Origin of the sequence: Streptomyces sp. NPDC093598 (assembly GCF_044764825.1) — a bacterium.
GTDB lineage: Bacteria > Actinomycetota > Actinomycetes > Streptomycetales > Streptomycetaceae > Streptomyces.
The window spans coordinates 717,597-736,533 of the sequence record NZ_JBIWIV010000001.1 but is presented as its reverse complement, the minus strand read 5'-3'; the positions used below and the strand labels follow the sequence as shown (position 1 = coordinate 736,533).

The window sequence follows — 18,937 nt, the reverse complement described above, 5'->3', positions numbered from 1 at the left end:
GGGGACGGCCGGACCCGACGTTCAAGGGCGGCCCGCGCGGGGGAGCGCGGACCGCCCTTTCATACGGAGATCACAGTGGCACCGTTCAACCGTCAGGAAAACGGGTAGAACGTGTGCCCGGTCTGTGAAGGCCTGTCAGTGGCCTCAGCAGTCGAACGTGTGGATCGTCGTCGTCCGGTACGTCTGCCCCGGCCGCAGCACCGTCGACGGGAACTTCGGCTTGTTCGGCGAGTCCGGGAAGTGCTGCGTCTCCAGGCACAGCGCGTCGCCCTGCCGGTAGGTGCGGCCGGACGGGCCGGTCAGGGTGCCGTCGAGGAAGTTGCCGGAGTAGAACTGCAGGCCCGGCTCGTTCGTGGCGATCTTCAGGGTGCGGCCGGAGGCCGGGTCGCGCAGGGTGGCCACGTGCTCGGGCCGGGCGGTGATGCCCTTGTCGAGGACCCAGTTGTGGTCGAAGCCCTTGGCGGTCACCAGCTGAGGGTGCGAGGTGCGGATGTCCCGGCCGATCGCCTTGGCCCGGGTGAAGTCGAAGGGCGTGCCCGCGACCTTGGCCAGCTCGCCCGTCGGGATCAGGCCCGCGTCGGTGGGCGTGTAGCGGGAGGCGGCGATCTGGAGTTCGTGGTCCTCGATCGTGCCGCTGCCCTCGCCGGCGAGGTTCCAGTAGACGTGGCTGGTGAGGTTGACGACGGTGGCCTTGTCGGTGGTGGCCTCGTAGTCGATGCGCCAGTCGCCGTGCCGGGTGAGCGTGTACGTCACCTTCGTCTTGAGCGTGCCCGGGTAGCCCATCTCGCCGTCGACGCTCGTGTAGTACAGGTGCAGTCCGACGTCGGAGCCCTTGGTGAACGGCTCGACGTCCCACACGCGCTTGTCGAAGCCCTGGGTGCCACCGTGCAGGCTGTTCTCGCCGTCGTTGACGGACAGCTGGTAGGCCTTGCCGTCCAGCGTGAACTTGCCCTTGCCGATGCGGTTGCCGTAACGGCCGATGAGGGCGCCGAAGTACGGGGTCTTCGCGACGTAGTCCTCGATGTTGTCGAAGCCCGCGGAGACGTTGGCGTACCGTCCGCGGCGGTCCGGGATCTCCAGGGACTGGACGACGCCGCCCCAGGAGAGGACCTTCAGGCGCGTGCCGCCGTTCTCCAGCGACCAGCTGTAGACCTTGGTGCCGTCGGCCAGCTTGCCGAAGAGCGTCTTCACCGGCTTCCTGCCTCCCGTGGCGTGCGCCGTGCCGCCGAGCGTGGTGGCGGCTATGCCCGCCGCCGCTGCTCCCGCGATGACCGTGCGTCTGTTCAGTTCCATGTGTGCGGCTCCCGCTTGAGGAGAGGGCCCCGCCTGCCGGCGGGGCCCCGATCTGACTTACGAACCGACCTTGCGCTTGTTCCACACGTCGAACCCGACCGCCGCCAGAAGCACCAGGCCCTTGATGACCTGCTGCCAGTCGGTGCCGATGCCGACGAGGTTCATACCGTTGTTCAGCACGCCCAGGACCAGGCCACCGATGATCGCGCCGAGGACGGTGCCGACACCGCCGCTCATCGACGCACCGCCGATGAACGAGGCCGCGATCGCCTCCAGCTCGAAGTTGAGGCCGGCCTTGGGAGAGGCCGCGTTGAAGCGGGCGGCGAAGACCAGACCCGCCAGGGCCGCGAGCATGCCCATGTTCAGGAAGACAAGGAAGGTGACCTTCTTGTCCTTCACACCCGACAGCTTGGCCGCCGGGAGGTTGCCGCCGATGGCGTAGATGTGGCGGCCGATGATCGCGTTGCGCATGACGTAGCCGAAGCCGACGAGCAGCACACCGAGGATCAGCAGGACGATCGGGGCGCCCTTGTAGCTGGCCAGCAGCATGGTGAGCGTCAGCACCGCGGCGCCGATCGCGACCAGCTTCAGCAGGAACAGCTTGGTGGGCGGGACCTCCAGGTTGAACTCCTGCTGCCGCTTGCGGTCACGGACCTCCTGGAAGATCACGAAGGCGATCATCGCGAAGCCCAGCAGCAGGGTGAGGTTGTGGTAGTTGGTGTTCGGGCCGACCTCGGGCAGGAACCCGTTGGCGACCTTCTGCAGCCCGTCCGGGAACGGGCCGAGGGTCTGGCCCTCCAGGAAGATCTCCGTCAGACCGCGGAAGATCAGCATGCCCGCCAGGGTCACGATGAACGACGGTATCCCGCCGTACGCGATGAAGAACCCCTGTACGGCACCCGCGACCGCGCCCACGGCCAGGCACAGCACCACGGCGAGCGGCCAGGGCAGATCCTGTTTGACCATGAACACGGCGGCCATCGACCCGACGAAGGCCGTCAGCGATCCGACCGACAGGTCGATGTGGCCGGCGATGATGACCAGCATCATGCCGATCGCGAGGATCAGGATGTAGCTGTTCTGCAGCACCAGGTTGGAGACGTTGCGCGGCAGCAGCAGGTCGCCGTCGGTCCAGACGGCGAACAGGACCACGATCAGGCCCAGCGCGATCAGCATGCCGTACTGCCGCATGTTGCGGCGCATACCGTCGATCACCAGCTGCAGCAGGCCGTCGGCCGCGGCCCCTCCGCTCTTGCCCGGCGGCGCGGGGGCCGGGCTCTTGGCGGTCACGTCCGTGCTCATCGGGTTACCTCTTTGTCCTTCGTCATCTGACGCATCAGCGATTCCTGGGAGGCCTCGGCCCGCGAGAACTCACCCGTCAGCCGCCCCGCGGCCATCGTGTAGATGCGGTCGCACATGCCGAGCAGCTCGGGCAGCTCGGAGGAGATGAAGACGACCGCCTTGCCCTGGGCCGCCAACTGGTCGATGACCGTGTAGATCTCGTACTTGGCACCGACGTCGATGCCGCGCGTCGGCTCGTCCAGGATCAGCACGTCCGGACCCGAGAAGATCCACTTGCTGAGGACGACCTTCTGCTGGTTGCCGCCGGACAGCTTGCCCACCGGCTCGAACACCGTCGGCGCCTTGATGTTCATGGACTTGCGGAAGCCCTCGGCGACCTGCCGCTCCTCGTGCTCGTCGACCACACCGCGCTTGGAGACCTTGCCCAGGGCGCTCAGCGAGATGTTCCGGTTGATGGTGTCGATGAGGTTGAGGCCGTAGTGCTTGCGGTCCTCGGTGACGTACGCGATGCCGTGCTTGACCGCCTCGGGGACGGACTTCGTACGGATCTCCTTGCCGTCCTTGAGGACGGTGCCGCCCGCGTACCGGCCGTAGGTCCGCCCGAAGACGCTCATCGCGAGTTCGGTGCGGCCGGCGCCCATCAGACCGGCGATCCCGACGATCTCCCCGCGCCGCACGTGCAGCGACACGTCGTCGCACACCTTGCGCTGCTGGTCGATCGGGTGGTGCACGGTCCAGCCCCGGATCTCCAGGGCCGGCGCCGCGCCCTCCTCGGGCTCGTGCGGCGACCGCTCCGGGAAGCGGTTCTCCAGGTCGCGGCCGACCATGCCGCTGATGATCCGGTCCTCGGTGGTCTCCGCGGCCTTCACATCCAGGGTCTCGATGGTCTGGCCGTCGCGGAGGATCGTCACCGAGTCGGCGACCTTGCGGATCTCGTTGAGCTTGTGGGAGATGATGATCGAGGTGATGCCCTGCTTCTTCAACTCCAGGATGAGCTCCAGGAGTTTGCCGCTGTCCTCGTCGTTCAGCGCGGCGGTCGGCTCATCCAGGATGAGCAGCTTCACCTTCTTCGACAGGGCCTTCGCGATCTCCACCAGCTGCTGCTTGCCCACGCCGATGTCGGCGACGCGGGTGTCCGGGTGGTCGGACAGGCCGACCCGGCGCAGCAGTTCGGTGGCGTGCCGCAGGGTCTCGGTCCAGCTGATGATCCCCCGGCTGGCGTGCTCGTTGCCGAGGAAGATGTTCTCCGCGAGGGAGAGGTAGGGCACCAGGGCCAGCTCCTGGTGGATGATCACGATGCCGCGCTCTTCGCTGGCCCGGATGTCCTTGAACTGGCAGACCTCTCCCTCGAAGAGGATGTCGCCCTCGTACGTGCCGTGCGGGTGGACGCCGGAGAGGACCTTCATCAAGGTCGACTTGCCGGCGCCGTTCTCCCCGCAGATGGCGTGGACCTCGCCCTGCCGGACGGTCAGTGTGACGTCCGACAGCGCCTTGACGCCGGGAAAGGTCTTGACGATCGAGCGCATTTCCAGGACGGGTCCCGCCATGGTCGTGCCTTCCAATCAGTGGTGAATCTCGGTCGGTGGCGGGGACTACTTGAGGTCGCTCTCCTTGATGTAGCCGGAGTCGACGACCTCCTTCTGGTAGTTCGACTTGTCGACCGCGACCGGCTCCAGCAGGTAGGCCGGGACGACCTTCGCGCCGTTGTCGTAGGTCTTGGTGTCGTTGACCTCGGGCTTCTTCTTGTTGAGCAGCGCGTCGACCATGTTCGAGGACACCTTGGCGAGCTGGCGGGTGTCCTTGTAGACGGTCATCGACTGCTGGCCGGCGATGATCGACTTCACCGAGGCGACCTCGGCGTCCTGGCCCGTGACGACCGGCAGCGGCTTGCTCTTGGAGCCGTAGTCGTCGGACTTCAGGGCCGACAGGATGCCGATGGAGATGCCGTCGTAGGGGGAGAGGACGGCGTCGACCCGCTGGCTCTTGTAGGCCGAGGTCAGGATGTCGTCCATGCGCTTCTGGGCGGTGCCGCCGTCCCAGCGCAGGGTGGTGACCTGGTTGAGCTTGGTCTGGCCGGAGCGGACGACGAGCTGCTTCTTGTCGATGTAGGGCTGCAGGACGTTCATCGCGCCCTGGAAGAAGTAGCGGGTGTTGTTGTCGTCGTTGGAGCCGGCGAACAGCTCGATGTTGAACGGGCCCTTCTTGGAGCCGTCCTTCAGGCCGAGCTTCTCGACGATGTAGGTGCCCTGGAGCTCGCCGACCTTCTCGTTGTCGAAGGAGGCGTAGTAGTCGACGTTCTGCGTGCCGAGGATTAGACGGTCGTAGGAGATGACCGGGATGTTCGCGTCCTTGGCCTGCTGGAGCACGTTGTTCATCGACTTGTTGTCGATCGCGGCGATGATCAGCGCCTTGACGCCCTGCGTGATCAGGTTCTCGACCTGCGACACCTGCTGGTCGGGGTCGTCCTCGCCGTAGACCAGCTTGGTCTTGTAGCCCTTGGACTCGAGGTCCGCGACGACGTTCTTGCCGTCGGCGATCCAGCGCTCGGAGGACTTGGTCGGCATCGCGATGCCGATGGTGGCGCCCTTGGTGTCCCCTTCGGTCTCCTTGCCGCCACCCTCGCTGCTCTGACCGCAGGCGGACAGGGTGAGGGCGAGGGACGCGGCTCCGGCTATGGCGGTGAGGGCGGCTCTGCGGTTACGCATGATCGTCATCCTTGATCTGTGGCAGGGCTCGGTCTGGGAGGCGCGAAGTCGCTCCGGGTGGTCGTGCCGGAAAGACCGAGAAGAGATGTGTCGGATTGTGGTCGGCTGTGTCTTCTTTTGTGAAGCCGAGTGTCCGGAACGTTATGCCGAGATTTCGAACCGTTGCAGATCGCCGGGCATCCGGGACCCGAGCGGCGCCATGTCGCCGTCCGCGCCGTGGCGGGCGAGCAGGTCCAGGGCGAGCCGGCCGCGACGCACCCGCTCCTTGGCGGTGGCCAGGGTCAGCTCCCGCATGTGGTGCCCGTACGGGTAGATCCCGGGGGCCTTGGACAGGCCGAACTTCAGGTACAACGGGGCCCCGCGTCTGATGAGTTCGGCCACCTCGTACATCCGGACGTAGCCGCCGAGGTCGTCGGGGGCCTCGATGTACATGTCCATCGGAGCGCCGGAAACCCGGCGTATCTCGGTGAGATGATCGAGCGTCAGGTCGCTCGGCACATTGACCGAGTCGGCGCCGAGGCGCTCGTAGACCGCGTACGCGGCCGGGTTGACCGGGCCGATGAGCGCGGAGACCTTCAGCGTCGTGTCGGCCGGGATGATCCCGGCGGCCCGGGCCCGGTGCAGCGTCCAGAGCACGCCCTCGTCGGCGACGAGCAGGCACTGGACACCCAACTCCGTTGCCCTGACCGCGTCTTCCACGCAGCCGGCGACGGCGTCGTGGCCGCGGGCGCGCAGCCCGGCCCCGCGCGAGTCGGTGCGCGTCGAGCCGCCGATGTCCCAGGTGCCGCGCGGACCGGTGAACAGGCAGAGCTCGATGTCGCGTTCGGCCGTCGCCTCGACCATCTCGGTGATCTCGGCGTCGGTCAGCATCCACACGCCGCTGCCCTGACTGATCCGGTGGATCGGCACGTCCAGCCGCGAGGCCTCCTTCAGGACCACCGCCAGGGCCTCGGGACCCTCGCAGGAGGGGATCTCGGTGCGCCAGCGACCGCCGCCGGGGAAGGAGTGCGGAGAGGCGTCGGCGGGGTCGGGGGCGGGCGCGTTCAGGCCCAGGGCGGTGAGCGCCTGCTCACCGGGCCTGCGGGAGGCCGGGGCGGAAGCGTCGGTCACAGGAATGTCCTTCGGTTCGATATGTCGGACGAGGTTCGCGGCTCTGGGTACGGCGAGGCTCGTGGTGCGGCAGGGCTGGGTGTACGCCGGTACGGGAGCCGTCAGGTTGCCCCCGTACCGGCGTACGTCTAGGGGCGGAGCAGGACCTTGCCCACCTTGGGATCGCCGGCCCCGACCAGCTCGATGGCCTGCGGGAACTCGGTGAGCGGCAGCTCGTGCGTCACCAGCGGCAGCGGGTCGAGCAGCCCGGCGGCGAACACGCGCACCGTGTGCGCCCAGGCGTCCGGCGGCGCACCGAAGACGGTGTGCACCTCCAGCTGCCGCACGACGAGGTCGGTCGGGTCGAGACCGTCGGCGTCCGGCGCCGGGATGCCGGTCAGGACCAGCCGGCCGCCGCGCCTGAGCAGACCGGCGGAGATCCGGGCGGCGTCCGCGGACCCGGCCGTCTCGATCACCACGTCGAAGTCGTCCGGGAGTTCCTGGTCCTTCGTCCGGAAGTCCGTCGCGCCGTACTGTCGCGACAGCGCCTCGCGGTCCCTGCGGGTGCCGACGACCAGCAGTTCGGCCGGCGAGTTCGCCTTCAGGAACTGCACGGCGAACATGCCGAGGGTGCCGGTGCCGACCACGGCGACGCGCTCGCCGGGCTGTGCGTTGCCCTTCAGCGCGGCGGCCGCGATACAGGCGGCGGGCTCCAGGAGGGCCGCGGCCGTGAGGTCGCAGTCGTCCGGGAGGGCGTGCAGGAGGCGGGCCGGGAGGGTCAGCGTGGCCGCCATCGCGCCCGGCTGGGTGAACCCGGTCTCCTCGTAGCCGGCCGTGCACAGGGTCGTGTCGCCCGCGTGGCAGCGGTCGCAGACCTGACAGTTTCGAAAGCCCTCACCGACGACCTTGCGGCCGACGAGGGACTCCGGGACACCGGCGCCCACGGCCTGAACCGTCCCGGACCACTCGTGGCCCGGGGTGAGCGGGTAGCGCACATAGCCCTCGGGACGGTTGCCCTGGTAGACCTCGCGGTCGCTGCCGCAGATCCCGGAGGCGTGCACCCGCACCAGGGCCTCGCCCGGCTCGGGCTGCCGGGGCTCGTGCGGGACGAGACGGTGCTCGCCCGGGGCGTCGATGACGACCGCGGTGCTCACTGCGAGCCCTTCGGCCTGCGCTGTTCCCAGCCCTCCGCCCAGAGGTCGAAACGGGCCTGCTGCTGGGGGAACTCGGCGGCGGCGTCGACATCCAGCTCCACGCCGAGGCCCGGGGCGTCGGAGAGGTGGAAGCAGCCGTCCTCCGGGTTCACCTGCGGGGCGCCCTTGACCACCTTCTTGATCTCCGCGTCGGCGAAGTCGTTGAAGTGCTCGAGGATCTTGAAGTTCGGGGAGGTGAAGCCGACCTGGAGGGACGCCGCGGTCAGGACCGAGCCGCCCACGTTGTGCGGAGCCACCAGCATGTAGTGGGTCTCGGCGGTCGCCGCGAGCTTCCTGGTCTCCCAGATTCCACCGATGTGGCCGACGTCCGGCTGGATGATGTCGACGGCCTGGCTCTCGAACAGCTCCCGGAACTCGATCCGGTCGTGGATGCGCTCACCGGTGGCGACCGGCATGTCGACCTTGGCGGCGACCTTCTCCAGCGCCTTCAGGTTCTCCGGCGGGACCGGCTCCTCCAGCCACGCCGGCTTGAACGGTGCCAGCTCCTTGGCCAGGCGCACGGCCGTCGCGGGGGAGAAGCGGCCGTGCATCTCCAGCATCAGCTCGGCCTCGGGGCCGATGGCGTCCCGGACCGCTTCGATCAGGGAGACGGCGTACAGGGTCTGCTGGTGGTCCAGCTCGAAGTGGCCGGTGCCGAACGGGTCGATCTTGAGTGCCCGGTAGCCGCGCTCCATCACGCCCTGGGCGGCCTTGTGGTAGGCCTCCGGGGTCCGCTCGGTGGTGTACCAGCCGTTGGCGTAGGCCTTGACCTTGTCGGTGACCTTGCCGCCCAGCAGCTGCCAGACGGGGACGCCCAGGGCCTTGCCCTTGATGTCCCAGCAGGCCATCTCGATCACGGCGATGCCGGACATCACGATCTCGCCCGCGCGGCCGTAGTCGCCGTACTTCATGCGCTTGACGAGGTCCTCGACAGCGAAGGGGTCGGAGCCCAGAATGTGATTGGCCTCGGCCTCCCTCAGATAACCGAGAAGGGCGTCGGTGTGTCCCAGCATCCGGGTCTCGCCGACTCCGGTGATCCCCTCGTCGGTGTGCACCTGGACGTACGTCAGGTTGCGCCACGGCGTCCCGACCACGTGTGTGCTGATTCCAGTGATGCGCACGGCGGTTGTCCCTCGCAGCTTCGTCGGCTCAGTTCCGTCAGTTTGTTCCGTCAGCGTCCCGCTCGTGCTCCGGCGACTCGGTCTGTTCGAGATTTCGGCACACGTTCGAAATGCTGGCGTGACAGTAAGGATCCGGCGGCAGGGGTGTCAATGGGTCGCGCGCATAACGGTTTCGACAGTTTCGAAACCACGGAGGAGCCGTGTCCGTACAGAACCTTCACAGCTGGATCTAGGAACGTGACCGGCGCGGAACTTAATCTTCCCGCGACATGGACTACTGCGACCCGTGCCGACGGCACCTCAACGGCGCCCTCGCCTGCCCGGGGTGCGGCACCTCGGCCGAAGCGCTGCGCCGGCGCGAGCCGGAGTACGCCGGCTACGACGCCACCGCCTACGAGAGCGCGGGCGACGCCCCGGAGGGGCAGGCAGGGTCGGACACGCCGGACGACGCGCACGAAGACGTGTACGACGACGGCGATGACGATGGCGAGGACGACGAGCACCTGGGGCGTGCCGCGCGCCGTCGCGGACGGGGCCACGGGCCGGCTGCCGACGGCCCGGGCGGGGCGAGCCGTCGGGACCGCAAGGCCGCGGCACACCGCCGGCGGCGGCGCAGAACCCTGTTCGTGGCAGCCGGGTTCGTGCTGGCCGCGGGCGGCCTGAGCCTCGCGGAACTCGGCATGGACGCCCCGAGGCCGACCCCCGGACCGGCCGCGGCCGGGGGCGAGTCGGCGGACGGGAACGCGTCGGCCGAGGCGGGGGAACCGGGCGGCGCCCCGGGCGGGAGGACGGAAGCTGACAGGGCGTCGGATTCCCCCTCCCCAAAGGCATCTGACTCACCGTCGGCTTCGGCGTCCCCGACGGACGGCACGTCGGAGTCCCCGAAGGGCGACGAGCCGAGCAAGGACGCCGAGTCGGCCGCTTCGGGAGATTCCCCCGGCCGCCCGACCGCCGCCCCCACGGCCGCACCGCCGGCCCCGGCCCCGACTCCGACGTCAACCCCGACCACCCCGGCACCGGAACCCGAACCGACCCCGTCTCAGACGTGCAACCGGTTCCTGTGGTGGTGCACGTAGCGTCCGGCCCGGAGGGCGACACCGGCCACGTTCCGCCGTACCCGGTCCCCGGGCGCGGGATCCCCTGACGGCGGCGGCCCCGGCCCGGGTTCAGCCCAGCATCCGCCGCAGCGTGTCCCGCAACGCCACCCGCTCCCCCTCGGAGAGCCCGGCCAGGGGCTCCCGGGCGAACCTCAGTGACTCCCGCAGGCTCCGGGCCACCCGGCGCCCCTCCGCGGTGGCCGCCGCCACCTTCACCCGGCGATCCGCAGGAGCCGGCTGCCGCTCGACCAGCCCCCGCGCCTCGAGCCGGTCCACGATGCCCGTCACGTTGGACGGCTCGCACTTCAGCTGCTGGGCCAGCCTCCGCATCGGCAGCGGCTCGAGGCACAGCAGGCTGAGCAGCCGGGCCTGCGCGCCGGTCAGGGCGTGCTCGGCGGCCGCCGACTCGTAGTCCTCGTGAAACCGCGCCACGACCTCCCCGATCAGCTCGACGACCTCGAGGGTCAGCGGATCCGGGCGCTTGGTCATGTCGTGGGGCGTCGGTGTGGTGGAGGCCATGCCGTCGAGGGTACCCGGTTATTTGACAACCTGAAATTTTCAGGAGCATGGTTGTTTCAGGTACTGAAGCATTCGCATCGAGCCAGTGAGGTAAGGCGCATCATGACCGACACCCCCACCCTCCCCGCCGTCAGCCGTGAGTGGCACCTGGTGAGCCGCCCCGTCGGCTGGCCGAAGCCCGAGGACTTCGCCTTCGTCGAGGCGGAGGTCCCGCAGCCGGGCGAGGGGCAGGTCCTCATCCGGAACAAGTACCTCTCCGTGGACCCCTACATGCGCGGCCGCATGAGCGACGCGAAGTCCTACGTCGCCCCGTTCGAGCTCGGCAAGGTCATGCAGGGCGGTGCCGTCGGTGAGGTCGTGGCCTCGAACGCCGAGGGGCTGTCCGTCGGGGACCACGTGCTGCACTTCTTCGGGTGGCGTGAGTACGCGGTCGTCGGCGCGAAGAACGCCGTGAAGGTGGACCCGGAGGCCGCGCCGCTGTCGACGTACCTCGGTGTGCTGGGCATGACCGGCCTCACCGCCTACGCGGGCCTGCTGCGGACCGCCGCCTTCAAGGAGGGCGACACCGTCTTCGTGTCCGGTGCCGCCGGCGCCGTGGGCGGCCAGGTCGGGCAGATCGCCAGGCTGAAGGGTGCCTCGCGGGTCATCGGCTCCGCCGGGTCGGACGAGAAGGTGAAGCTCCTCGTGGAGGAGTACGGCTTCGACGCCGCCTTCAACTACAAGGACGGGCCCGTCGCCAAGCAGCTGCGCGCCGCCGCTCCCGACGGGATCGACGTCTACTTCGACAACGTCGGCGGTGACCACCTGGAGGCGGCCATCGGCTCCCTCAACGAGGGCGGCCGGATCGCCGTCTGCGGCATGATCTCCGTCTACAACAACACCGAGCCCGCCCCGGGCCCGAAGAACCTCGCCCGCCTGATCGCCACCCGCGGCCGGATCGAGGGCTTCCTGGTCGGGGACCACTACGACCTCCAGCCGCAGTTCGTGCAGGAGGTCGCCCCCTGGGTCGCCTCCGGTGAGCTGAAGTACCGGGAGACCGTCGTCGAGGGCATCGAGAACAACCTGGAGGCGTTCCTGGGTGTGCTGCGCGGCGACAACACCGGGAAGATGATCGTCAAGCTCTGACGCCTTCCTTCAGGTTTCCGACATGCGGTAACTTGTTTCCGAATCCGTCCCGGCCCGGGCGCGAGCCGCGGCGGACGACCGAAGGAACACACCGCATGCCGATCCAGCAGTCCGACGTCCTGTACACCGCCGTCGCCACCGCCGAGAACGGGCGCGACGGCCGGGTCGCCACCGACGACGGCACACTCGACGTCGTCGTCAACCCGCCGAAGGAGATGGGCGGGAGCGGCGCCGGCACCAACCCGGAGCAGCTGTTCGCCGCCGGGTACAGCGCCTGCTTCCAGGGGGCCCTCGGAGTCGTCGCCCGTCAGGAGGGGGCCGACCTCACCGGTTCGACCGTGACCGCGAAGGTCGGCCTCGGCAAGAACGGGGACGGCTTCGGGATCATCGTCGCGATCTCGGCCGACATCCCCAAGGTGGACCGGGGCACCGCCCGGTCGCTGATCGAGAAGGCCCACGAGGTGTGCCCGTACTCGAAGGCGACCCGCGGCAACATCACCGTGACGCTGGCCTGACCACAGTCGTTGCGTACGCGGAGGCCGCACCCTTGGACGTGGGGTGCGGCCTTTGCCCGTGCCCGGGCTCAGAGGGCGAGCGCCGCCGCGTGGACCGCCCTCGCCAGCCGGTCGTTCTCCGGGGCCGCCCCGCCCGGGAAGGCGAACCGGCGGCGCGTGTAGCCGTAGGCGAGGCCGCTCCACGGGTCCGCGAAGGCCTGGGAGCCGCCCGCGCCGCTGTGCCCGATCGTCCCGGCGCCGAGGAACGGGTGCCACGTGTCAGCGGTCGTCTGGAAGCCGAGCCCGAACGACTTGTGGGCCCGGGCCACCAGGTCGTAGCCGGCCGAGTGGAACTGGCCGAACTCCGCCACCGTGTCCGGCTTCAGCAGCGGCGCCTGCTCGCCCACCTCGCTGATCGCCGCGGCGTACATCCCCGCCAGGCCCCGCGCGGACGCCACCCCGCCCACCGACGCCGGGCCCTTCGCGCGGATCAACGGCATGTTCGGAAGGGAGACGAGGTCGGTCGGCTCCGGCGCGTTGCCGTTGAACGCGATCGAGGCGAGCGCGTGCCGGCCCGTGGGCGTGGCGTCGAGGACGACCCGCTGCTCCGGGGTCGGGTCCATCGGCTGGACGCTGCGGAAGCGCGGTTCCTCGGGCGCGGGCAGGCCCAGGTGGAAGTCCAGGCCGTACGGGCTCCTGATCCGCTCCTGGTAGACCTCCTGAAGCCTGCGGCCGGTCGCGCGGCGTACGACCTCACCGGCCAGGGCACCGGCGACCAGCGCGTGGTAGCCGAACGCCGTGCCGGGGCGCCAGAACGGCCTCTGGTCGGCGAGGCGTTCGGCCAGTTGGCGGTCGTCCGCCAGCTCCGCGAGCGTGAAGCCGCTGTCCGTGCCGACCACGCCCGCCCGGTGCGCCAGCAGATCCCGCAGCGTCAGGGCGCCCTTGCCCTCGGCCGCGAACTCCGGCCAGTAGTACGTCACCTTGCGGTCCAGTTCGAGCGTGCCCTCCTGGACGAGCAGAGCCACGACCAGGTAGGCGGCGCCCTTGGTGGACGAGAACACACCGTAGAGGGCGTCCGCGCCGGTCCCCGCCCACAGGTCGACGACCCTCCGGCCGTGGACGTAGGCGCACAGCTGCCCCTCGTAGTCGGCTCGCTCCCCGGCGACGAACGCGGCGAACTCCTCGCGCACCGCCTCGAAGCCGTCCGCCACGGTGCCGTGGATCTCCTGCGTCATCCGCTCTCCTCAACTGAACCGCTGTGTGCGACTGTGAACAATGCCCTCGCCACCTGCGGGAATTCTCCCTTGGGGTGGTCCCGGAACAGTGGCTCGGTACCGAACAAAACCGTGTGACCTCCGCTGACGACCGAGGCCTGCCCGGCGGCGCCGGCCGGACCGCCGGTGCCGTCCCGCAGCGGCCGCCAGTGCCCGGACACCAGCGGATTCCCGTTCGCGTACGACTGCTCCACGCGGACGCCGGGGCCGGGGTCGGTGAACCAGAGCGGCGCGTAGACGAAGCTGTGCGCCGGTGCGCCGCGCGTGAGGGGGCCCGAGTTCGTCACCCGCACCACACCGTTCGCGTCTGCGTTGCCCTCCACCGCCTTGACGGCCAGCAGGCCCGCCGCCGCGTTCAGGGCCGCTCCCGTCGCGCCCCGGCCGACCAGGCCGTGGCCGTCGACGAAGGCGTCCAGCGCCTGGCGTGCGGGGGCGGTCAAGGCCGCGTGATCCAGCCCGGCGGACACGAACAGCACGTCCGTGCCCGACCAGTCGAAGCCCGCGTTCAGGACGGCCGTCGAGACCGGCGTGACGTCGAAGCCCATCTCCCGCAGCGCGAACAGTTCACCCGGCGTGACGGCTGCGGCGACGCGAAGGCGGTGGAGCGGTGCCGTGCCGGTGTGCCGCGTCGCCGTGAAGGAGACGTCGTGGGCGCGGGCGGCGGTGAGCGCCTCCCGGCGGGCCGACGCCGGGACGATCACGCTGCCGTCCGCCGCCCGCCGGACCGCAACGCCCCGCCGGAGCAGGGAGTTGAGGGCGGCGACCTCGCGCGGATCGGTCAGGCGCAGCCGGAGACTGCCGTGAGCGGGCACGTGGGCGACGGGCGTGGCCCCGCTGATCGCACGCAGGGGCGCACCCCGCAGGCTGCCCGACGGCACCCGCTCGACGGTGGCGCCCCACAGACTGCCCAGGCTCCAGCCGGAGATGTCGTACATCACCGACACCTTGTCGCTGATGTCCCGGCCGTCGGCCAGCAGCACGTTCGCCATGCCGCGCTTGGGCTGGTGCATGTCGACGACGTACGAGCCCCCGGGGTGGGTCCGTCCGGCGAGCCGGAAGGGGCGGGTGGCGCGGGTGACACGGACGCCGTTGGCGAGGAGGTGGTCGACCAGACGCGCCGCGGCCGGGGCCGAGCGCTGGGTGCGGGCGTCGCCGGGCGGGATGACGTAGGCGCGCGGGAACGTCGTCGTGTAGACGTCCTCCGGGCCGATGCCGGGGACGCCGGGGACCGTCCGCGCGGACACCGGCACCTGCGGGGCGCCCGTCGCGCCGCGGCGGAACACCTCGATCTGGTCGGTGATCAGGGTGCCGCGGTGCTCGCGGACGTGGTTCAGGGTCGCGCGGATCGCCGCACCCGCCACGGCCGTGTTGACCGCCGAGCGGCGGCGCAGCTCCGGGACGGGCAGGTCGTCGTACTCCTCGTTGTTCACCGCCAGCGGGATCTCCACCGTGTGGGCGGCCACCGTGCCGTGGAAGGCCGCGTACTGCGGGGTGAAGATCGGCGGCCAGTCGTCCCAGCCCTCCTCCTGGTCGCGGAACGGGATCTGGGCCGCCTCCACACCGTCCTTCGCGGGCGTGTAGCCGAGGGCGTTGACCGCGGACTCCATGCCGAGGGCGTTGGCGTAGCTGTTCTTCAGGAAGAGGTCGTACTCGTAGTTCTCGCCGTGCGGGGGAGTGGTCGGCTCGATGAGGGTGCCGTTGACGTAGCCGTGCAGATCGAGCAGGACGGCCGGCTGCTTGCCGATCTCGATCTGCCGCATCGCCCGCGTCTCGGGCTGCGAGGCGGTGACGAAGTCCCGGTTCAGGTCGAAGCCGTTGGCATTGGCGCGGGTCCCGGCGATACGGCCGTCCGGATTGGCCGTGATGTTGAAGTACAGGCGGCTGCGCGCGAGGAGGTCCCTGGTCCTGGCGTCCTTTGCCGTCGCGAGCTGCTCGATGACCTTCAGGGAGGCGTCCGTGCCCTCCCACTCGTTGCCGTGGATGTTGCCGTTGACGAAGACCGGTGTCTTGTAATCCCGCTTGATGTCCCGGGACTTGGCCGCCGTCGCGGGCGCGTTCTCGATCAGGTCGCGCATCCGCTCCTGGGCGCGGGCCTGCCGGGTGGTCTCCGGGGCGGTGACGGTGACGAGGTAGAGGCGGCGGCCGCCGGCCGAGCGGCCGGTCACCTCCACACTCACCCGGTCGCCGAGGCGCTGTAAGGCGTTCAGCTTCGGCGCGATCGCGTGGTACGGCGTGAGGCCCAGCTTCAGGGACTTGTCGCCGGGGTTCTCCGGATCGGGGGAGAGGATCTGGCGGCGGGGGTAGCCGCGGGTGGTGGTGCCGGCCGAGGTGTCCGCGGTCAACGCGCGTCGCGTCGCGCTCGCGGGCGCCTGTGCCGCGCGGTCGTCCACGGCGGGGCCCTCACGGGTGACGGGCTTCGGGTCCGCGCCGGCGGCGCCGGGGGCGAGCAGGAGTGAACCCGCCGTGGCCAGGGTCAGGGTGACGATCAGTGCGGGTCTCGCGGGAACGCTTCTCGTGGTGCGCACGCGTGCCTCCTCCGGGGCTTCCTGAGATCGGTACGGCGAGGTGTACCGGTTCGACTCAACGGCAACAAGGGCGCCTTGGTGTCACCGGAGCCCCGAACGGCCCTGTCGGGGAGCGGCCCGGCCTCCCCCGATAGGGTTTGCCCATGCGCGATCTAGGGGCGGGTTTCCGGTACCTCCTGAAGGGCCAGCGGTGGGTGGCCCGGCACGGCAGGAGCTACGGCTTCGGGCTGCTCCCGGGCCTGATCACCCTCGTCCTGTACGCGGCGGCGCTGGTCGCGCTGGCGCTGTGGGGCGAGGACGCCGTCACCTGGGCGACGCCCTTCGCCGACGACTGGTCCAGGCCGTGGCTCGGCCTCTTCCGCGGCTTCCTGACCGCCGTGCTGTTCGCCCTCGCCCTGCTCCTCGCCGTCGTGACCTTCACCGCGGTGACCCTGCTGATCGGGCAGCCCTTCTACGAGAACCTCTCCGAGCAGGTCGACCGGGACGTGTCCCCGGACGGGCACGCCCCCGAGTCGGGGTTGCCGCTCTGGCGCGAACTGTGGATCTCCGCCCGTGACAGCCTCCGCATCGTGGTGCGGGCCGCCCTGTGGGGTGTGCTGCTGTTCGGGTGCGGCTTCATCCCGGTGGTCGGGCAGACGGCCGTCCCGGTGATCGGGTTCTTCGTCACCGGGTTCTTCCTCACGGAGGAACTGACCGCCGTCGCCCTCCAGCGCCGCAGCGTCGACCTGCGCACCCGCCTCACTCTGCTGCGCTCGCGCAAGACCCTCGTCTGGGGCTTCGGCACACCGCTCGCCGTGGCCTTCCTGGTGCCGTTCGTCGCGGTGTTCCTCATGCCGGGCGCGGTCGCGGGCGCCACCCTCATGGCCCGTGACCTGCTGGGCGAGGAGATCGACGAGGGCGGCGAGGAGGACGGCGACCAGGCCGCTACGACTTCTCCGCAGCCACCCTCAGGATCGCCCTCACCTGGGCGATGATGTCCAGCCGGTTCCGCACGAACTCGGGGTCGGTGACCTCGGTGGTGTTCCCGGCGCCGAACTGAAGCACCGGCGTGTGCACGTGCCCGCCCGGCAGCGTGTCGTGCAGCCCCAGCCGGTCCCGCAGCAGCGTCGCCCGGTAGGCGATCTCGTTGGAGAGGTAGTCGCCGCCGCCGCCCGCGCGAGCGGTCGAGCCGGGCGTCGGCCCGTCGCGGCGTACGACCGGCTCGGTGCCGCCGGCCGGGATCTCCGTGACGCCGGTGTTGTCGTACACCGGGAAGCGGCCCGTGTCCGCGGCGACGATCGCCGCGTGGGGCAGGGTGGTCGTCGTCCACTGCGGCTGCGAGGCCGGGTCGGTCACCGGCACGGTCCCGGTGCGGCCGATGGTGTCGTTGTCCGCGAAGCCGCCCCGCCAGGCCCCGTTGGTGCGCTCGATGTCGAACCGCCCGACCCTGCCCTGGCTCACCGTCGTGAACAGGTCGACCTTCGGCAGGTACGGCCGCAGGGTGCGCTCCACCGTGCCCTCGGTGAAGTCCTGCCAGCGCACCGGGAACACGGCCGTCTCGATCCGGGCCGGTCCGTCCGCCGTCTCGATCACCGTGCCGTCGAGGGCCAGCGCGGTGGCGCCGGACGGATTGGAGATGCGGATGTCGCGGTCCAGCGTGAACGGGTCGAAGCCGGTCAGCAATATCCGCTTCAGGTTCTTGCCGTGCGGATAGCGCAGGGCGTCCTGGCCGCGCGAGGAGCGCTCCAGCTCGTCCAGCAGCGCGGCCCGTTGCCCGTCCGTCAGGCCGAACGCCGGCTCCCAGGTGCGCACTTCACGGGTCATACCGAGCCGTGCCCAGTACAGCGGCCGGTCGTCGTCCCGGCTGAGGTCCCCGCCGGCCGGTCCGCGCCCCTGCGCCCGGTCGACGGCACGCTGCCACAGCCGCGCGCCCTCGCGCGTGACCGCCCGGCGCGCCTCCCCGTAGGAGCGGGCCGCGTCGAGAGCCCGGGCCAGCCGCGGGGCCAGGCCGCCGAACCCGGAGCGCCGCAAGATCTCCTGCGGCGCCGCTCTGTCGAGCCGCTGCTCCTCGACGGTGGGAGCGGGTGCCGTCTCGGCGGCGCTCGCGGCCGTCGGGGCGGTGAAGCCGGTCAGCAGGGCGAGGCCGAGGACGCCGAGGCGAACGCGTATGGAGTTCAAGGGTGTTCAGGCCTTCCGTCGCGGTGGGGGTCGGTGCCGGACCGCCGCAGTATCGCGTGACGGGTGTGGTCCACGCCATGGGCGGGGCTCAGGCGAGGATCTTCGCCGTCGCCTCCCGCACCGCGTCCAGGAAGACCGAGGCGGCGGGGGTCAGGGACCGGCCGCGCACGGTCGCCGCGTACACCGCCCGGGCCGGGGCGCCCTCGTCGCGCACCGGCAGCAGCGTGATGTCAGGGCGTACGGACGCGGCCGCGAGCGCCGGTACGAGGGTCACGCCGAGCCCCGCGGCGACGTAGCCCTGCTTGGCGGTCCACTCGCCGACGACGTGGGCGACCCGCGGTCGGAAGCCCTGACGCAGGGCCGCGTCGAGGAGGGTGCCCTCGGGGCGCGCGCTGCCGCAGATCCAGTCGGCGTCCGCGAAACGGCCGAGCGGCACCGGCCCCTCGTGGCCGGCGAGGGGGTGACCGTCCGGGACGGCGACGTACAGCGGTTCGTCGAGGAGGTGGTGGAGCTCGTACCGCTCCAGCGGTGCGCGGCCCGTCGTCGAGACGACCGCCAGGTCCAGGTGACCGGCCGTCAGCCGGTCCAGCAGGGTGGGGGTGAGGCCCTCCTCGCGCGTCACCCGGACCCGGGGCCGGCGGGCGCGGAAGAGGGCCAGGGCGTGCGGCACCAGGGCCGCGTCGGCGGTGGCGAAGGCGCCGAACCGGAGCCGTCCACCGGCCGCCTCGCGCAGGGCGGCGAGTTCGCGCCGGGCGTCGTGCAGCGCGGCGGCGACCGTCTCGGCGTGCGGCACCAGCAGCCGCCCCGCCTCCGTCAGCGTCACCCCGCGCGGCAGCCGGTCGAAGAGCGGGCCGCCGCCCAACGCGGCTTCCAGTGAGGCCACTTGCCGGGACACCGCCGACTGCGTCCAGCCGAGCGTCCGCGCCGCCACCGTGAACGACCCGTGCCGGGCCACCTCCAGGAAGACCCGCAGCCAGACGGTGGAGAGCTCGGGGCCCGCGTCATGCGTGTTCGGCATGGCAGCCATGCTAGACATTCGCTTG

At 70.6% G+C, this 18,937-nt stretch carries 16 protein-coding genes; 4 read left to right on the top strand and 12 right to left on the bottom strand.

Annotation, left to right across the window (positions count from 1 at the left end):
- Positions 1-144 precede the first annotated feature (144 nt).
- The 7 genes from ACIRDU_RS03440 to ACIRDU_RS03410 form a co-directional block, all read right to left on the bottom strand.
- The gene (locus tag ACIRDU_RS03440) at positions 145-1,293 is read right to left on the bottom strand and encodes an aldose epimerase family protein (RefSeq protein ID WP_403573780.1); all 1,149 of its coding nucleotides are present in this window, start codon (positions 1,291-1,293) and stop codon (positions 145-147) included.
- Between the two features lie 57 nt (positions 1,294-1,350).
- The gene (gene mmsB, locus ACIRDU_RS03435) at positions 1,351-2,595 is read right to left on the bottom strand and encodes a multiple monosaccharide ABC transporter permease (protein ID WP_403573778.1); all 1,245 of its coding nucleotides are present in this window, start codon (positions 2,593-2,595) and stop codon (positions 1,351-1,353) included.
- Positions 2,592-4,142, bottom strand: coding sequence for a multiple monosaccharide ABC transporter ATP-binding protein (gene mmsA, locus ACIRDU_RS03430; protein ID WP_403573775.1), 1,551 nt, complete (start codon positions 4,140-4,142; stop codon positions 2,592-2,594). Before mmsA ends, mmsB begins: the two co-directional genes overlap by 4 nt.
- Before the next feature lie 45 nt (positions 4,143-4,187).
- Positions 4,188-5,300 (bottom strand): multiple monosaccharide ABC transporter substrate-binding protein, encoded by a 1,113-nt coding sequence (gene chvE, locus ACIRDU_RS03425; protein WP_403573773.1) that lies wholly within the window; start codon positions 5,298-5,300, stop codon positions 4,188-4,190.
- A gap of 141 nt (positions 5,301-5,441) precedes the next feature.
- Positions 5,442-6,410, bottom strand: coding sequence for a hypothetical protein (locus ACIRDU_RS03420; RefSeq protein ID WP_403573770.1), 969 nt, complete (start codon positions 6,408-6,410; stop codon positions 5,442-5,444).
- 128 nt (positions 6,411-6,538) lie between these two features.
- Positions 6,539-7,543: a zinc-binding dehydrogenase gene (locus ACIRDU_RS03415; RefSeq protein WP_403573768.1), complete on the bottom strand. Its 1,005-nt coding sequence runs from the start codon at positions 7,541-7,543 to the stop codon at positions 6,539-6,541.
- Positions 7,540-8,703 (bottom strand): mandelate racemase/muconate lactonizing enzyme family protein, encoded by a 1,164-nt coding sequence (locus ACIRDU_RS03410; protein ID WP_403573765.1) that lies wholly within the window; start codon positions 8,701-8,703, stop codon positions 7,540-7,542. Before ACIRDU_RS03410 ends, ACIRDU_RS03415 begins: the two co-directional genes overlap by 4 nt.
- 269 nt (positions 8,704-8,972) lie before the next feature.
- On the opposite strand from ACIRDU_RS03410, the gene ACIRDU_RS03405 reads away from it, so the two are divergent.
- Positions 8,973-9,779, top strand: coding sequence for a hypothetical protein (locus ACIRDU_RS03405; RefSeq protein WP_403573762.1), 807 nt, complete (start codon positions 8,973-8,975; stop codon positions 9,777-9,779).
- Positions 9,780-9,869: 90 nt separating this feature from the next.
- Here ACIRDU_RS03405 and ACIRDU_RS03400 read toward each other — a convergent pair whose 3' ends face one another.
- Positions 9,870-10,319, bottom strand: coding sequence for a MarR family winged helix-turn-helix transcriptional regulator (locus tag ACIRDU_RS03400; RefSeq protein WP_403573760.1), 450 nt, complete (start codon positions 10,317-10,319; stop codon positions 9,870-9,872).
- A 102-nt stretch (positions 10,320-10,421) separates the two neighbouring features.
- Here ACIRDU_RS03400 and ACIRDU_RS03395 point away from each other — a divergent pair, with 102 nt between their 5' ends.
- Together ACIRDU_RS03395 and ACIRDU_RS03390 are read left to right on the top strand one after the other, a co-directional pair.
- The gene (locus tag ACIRDU_RS03395; protein ID WP_403573757.1) at positions 10,422-11,444 is read left to right on the top strand and encodes an NADP-dependent oxidoreductase; all 1,023 of its coding nucleotides are present in this window, start codon (positions 10,422-10,424) and stop codon (positions 11,442-11,444) included.
- A 95-nt stretch (positions 11,445-11,539) separates the two neighbouring features.
- Entirely contained in the window at positions 11,540-11,959 is a 420-nt protein-coding gene (locus ACIRDU_RS03390; protein WP_403573754.1) for an organic hydroperoxide resistance protein, read from the top strand.
- A gap of 68 nt (positions 11,960-12,027) precedes the next feature.
- On the opposite strand, the gene ACIRDU_RS03385 is transcribed toward ACIRDU_RS03390, so the two are convergent.
- A complete protein-coding gene (locus ACIRDU_RS03385; RefSeq protein WP_403573752.1) occupies positions 12,028-13,173 on the bottom strand; it encodes a serine hydrolase domain-containing protein in 1,146 nt (381 codons plus the stop codon).
- A complete protein-coding gene (locus ACIRDU_RS03380) occupies positions 13,170-15,737 on the bottom strand; it encodes a M14 family zinc carboxypeptidase (RefSeq protein WP_403573749.1) in 2,568 nt (855 codons plus the stop codon). Before ACIRDU_RS03380 ends, ACIRDU_RS03385 begins: the two co-directional genes overlap by 4 nt.
- A gap of 143 nt (positions 15,738-15,880) precedes the next feature.
- On the opposite strand from ACIRDU_RS03380, the gene ACIRDU_RS03375 reads away from it, so the two are divergent.
- Positions 15,881-16,711 carry an EI24 domain-containing protein gene (locus ACIRDU_RS03375; RefSeq protein WP_403573746.1) on the top strand — a complete coding sequence of 277 codons (831 nt, stop codon included), beginning with the start codon at positions 15,881-15,883 and terminating at the stop codon, positions 16,709-16,711.
- On the opposite strand, the gene ACIRDU_RS03370 is transcribed toward ACIRDU_RS03375, so the two are convergent.
- Together ACIRDU_RS03370 and ACIRDU_RS03365 are read right to left on the bottom strand one after the other, a co-directional pair.
- Positions 16,662-17,894, bottom strand: a complete 1,233-nt coding sequence (locus tag ACIRDU_RS03370) for a pyroglutamyl peptidase (protein ID WP_403573743.1) — start codon at positions 17,892-17,894, stop codon at positions 16,662-16,664. The two genes, ACIRDU_RS03375 and ACIRDU_RS03370, sit on opposite strands and share 50 nt — an antisense overlap.
- An 88-nt stretch (positions 17,895-17,982) precedes the next feature.
- Positions 17,983-18,921, bottom strand: a complete 939-nt coding sequence (locus ACIRDU_RS03365) for a LysR family transcriptional regulator (RefSeq protein WP_403573740.1) — start codon at positions 18,919-18,921, stop codon at positions 17,983-17,985.
- Positions 18,922-18,937: the final 16 nt, after the last annotated feature.

Bases quoted from the DNA above. Each gene is read 5' to 3' on its own strand.
- ACIRDU_RS03440 (WP_403573780.1), bottom strand. From the start codon at position 1,293: ATGGAACTGAACAGACGCACGGTCATCGCGGGAGCAGCGGCGGCGGGC.
- mmsB (WP_403573778.1), bottom strand. From the start codon at position 2,595: ATGAGCACGGACGTGACCGCCAAGAGCCCGGCCCCCGCGCCGCCGGGC.
- mmsA (WP_403573775.1), bottom strand. From the start codon at position 4,142: ATGGCGGGACCCGTCCTGGAAATGCGCTCGATCGTCAAGACCTTTCCC.
- chvE (WP_403573773.1), bottom strand. From the start codon at position 5,300: ATGCGTAACCGCAGAGCCGCCCTCACCGCCATAGCCGGAGCCGCGTCC.
- ACIRDU_RS03405 (WP_403573762.1), top strand. From the start codon at position 8,973: ATGGACTACTGCGACCCGTGCCGACGGCACCTCAACGGCGCCCTCGCC.
- ACIRDU_RS03400 (WP_403573760.1), bottom strand. From the start codon at position 10,319: ATGGCCTCCACCACACCGACGCCCCACGACATGACCAAGCGCCCGGAT.
- ACIRDU_RS03395 (WP_403573757.1), top strand. From the start codon at position 10,422: ATGACCGACACCCCCACCCTCCCCGCCGTCAGCCGTGAGTGGCACCTG.
- ACIRDU_RS03390 (WP_403573754.1), top strand. From the start codon at position 11,540: ATGCCGATCCAGCAGTCCGACGTCCTGTACACCGCCGTCGCCACCGCC.
- ACIRDU_RS03385 (WP_403573752.1), bottom strand. From the start codon at position 13,173: ATGACGCAGGAGATCCACGGCACCGTGGCGGACGGCTTCGAGGCGGTG.
- ACIRDU_RS03375 (WP_403573746.1), top strand. From the start codon at position 15,881: ATGCGCGATCTAGGGGCGGGTTTCCGGTACCTCCTGAAGGGCCAGCGG.
- ACIRDU_RS03365 (WP_403573740.1), bottom strand. From the start codon at position 18,921: ATGGCTGCCATGCCGAACACGCATGACGCGGGCCCCGAGCTCTCCACC.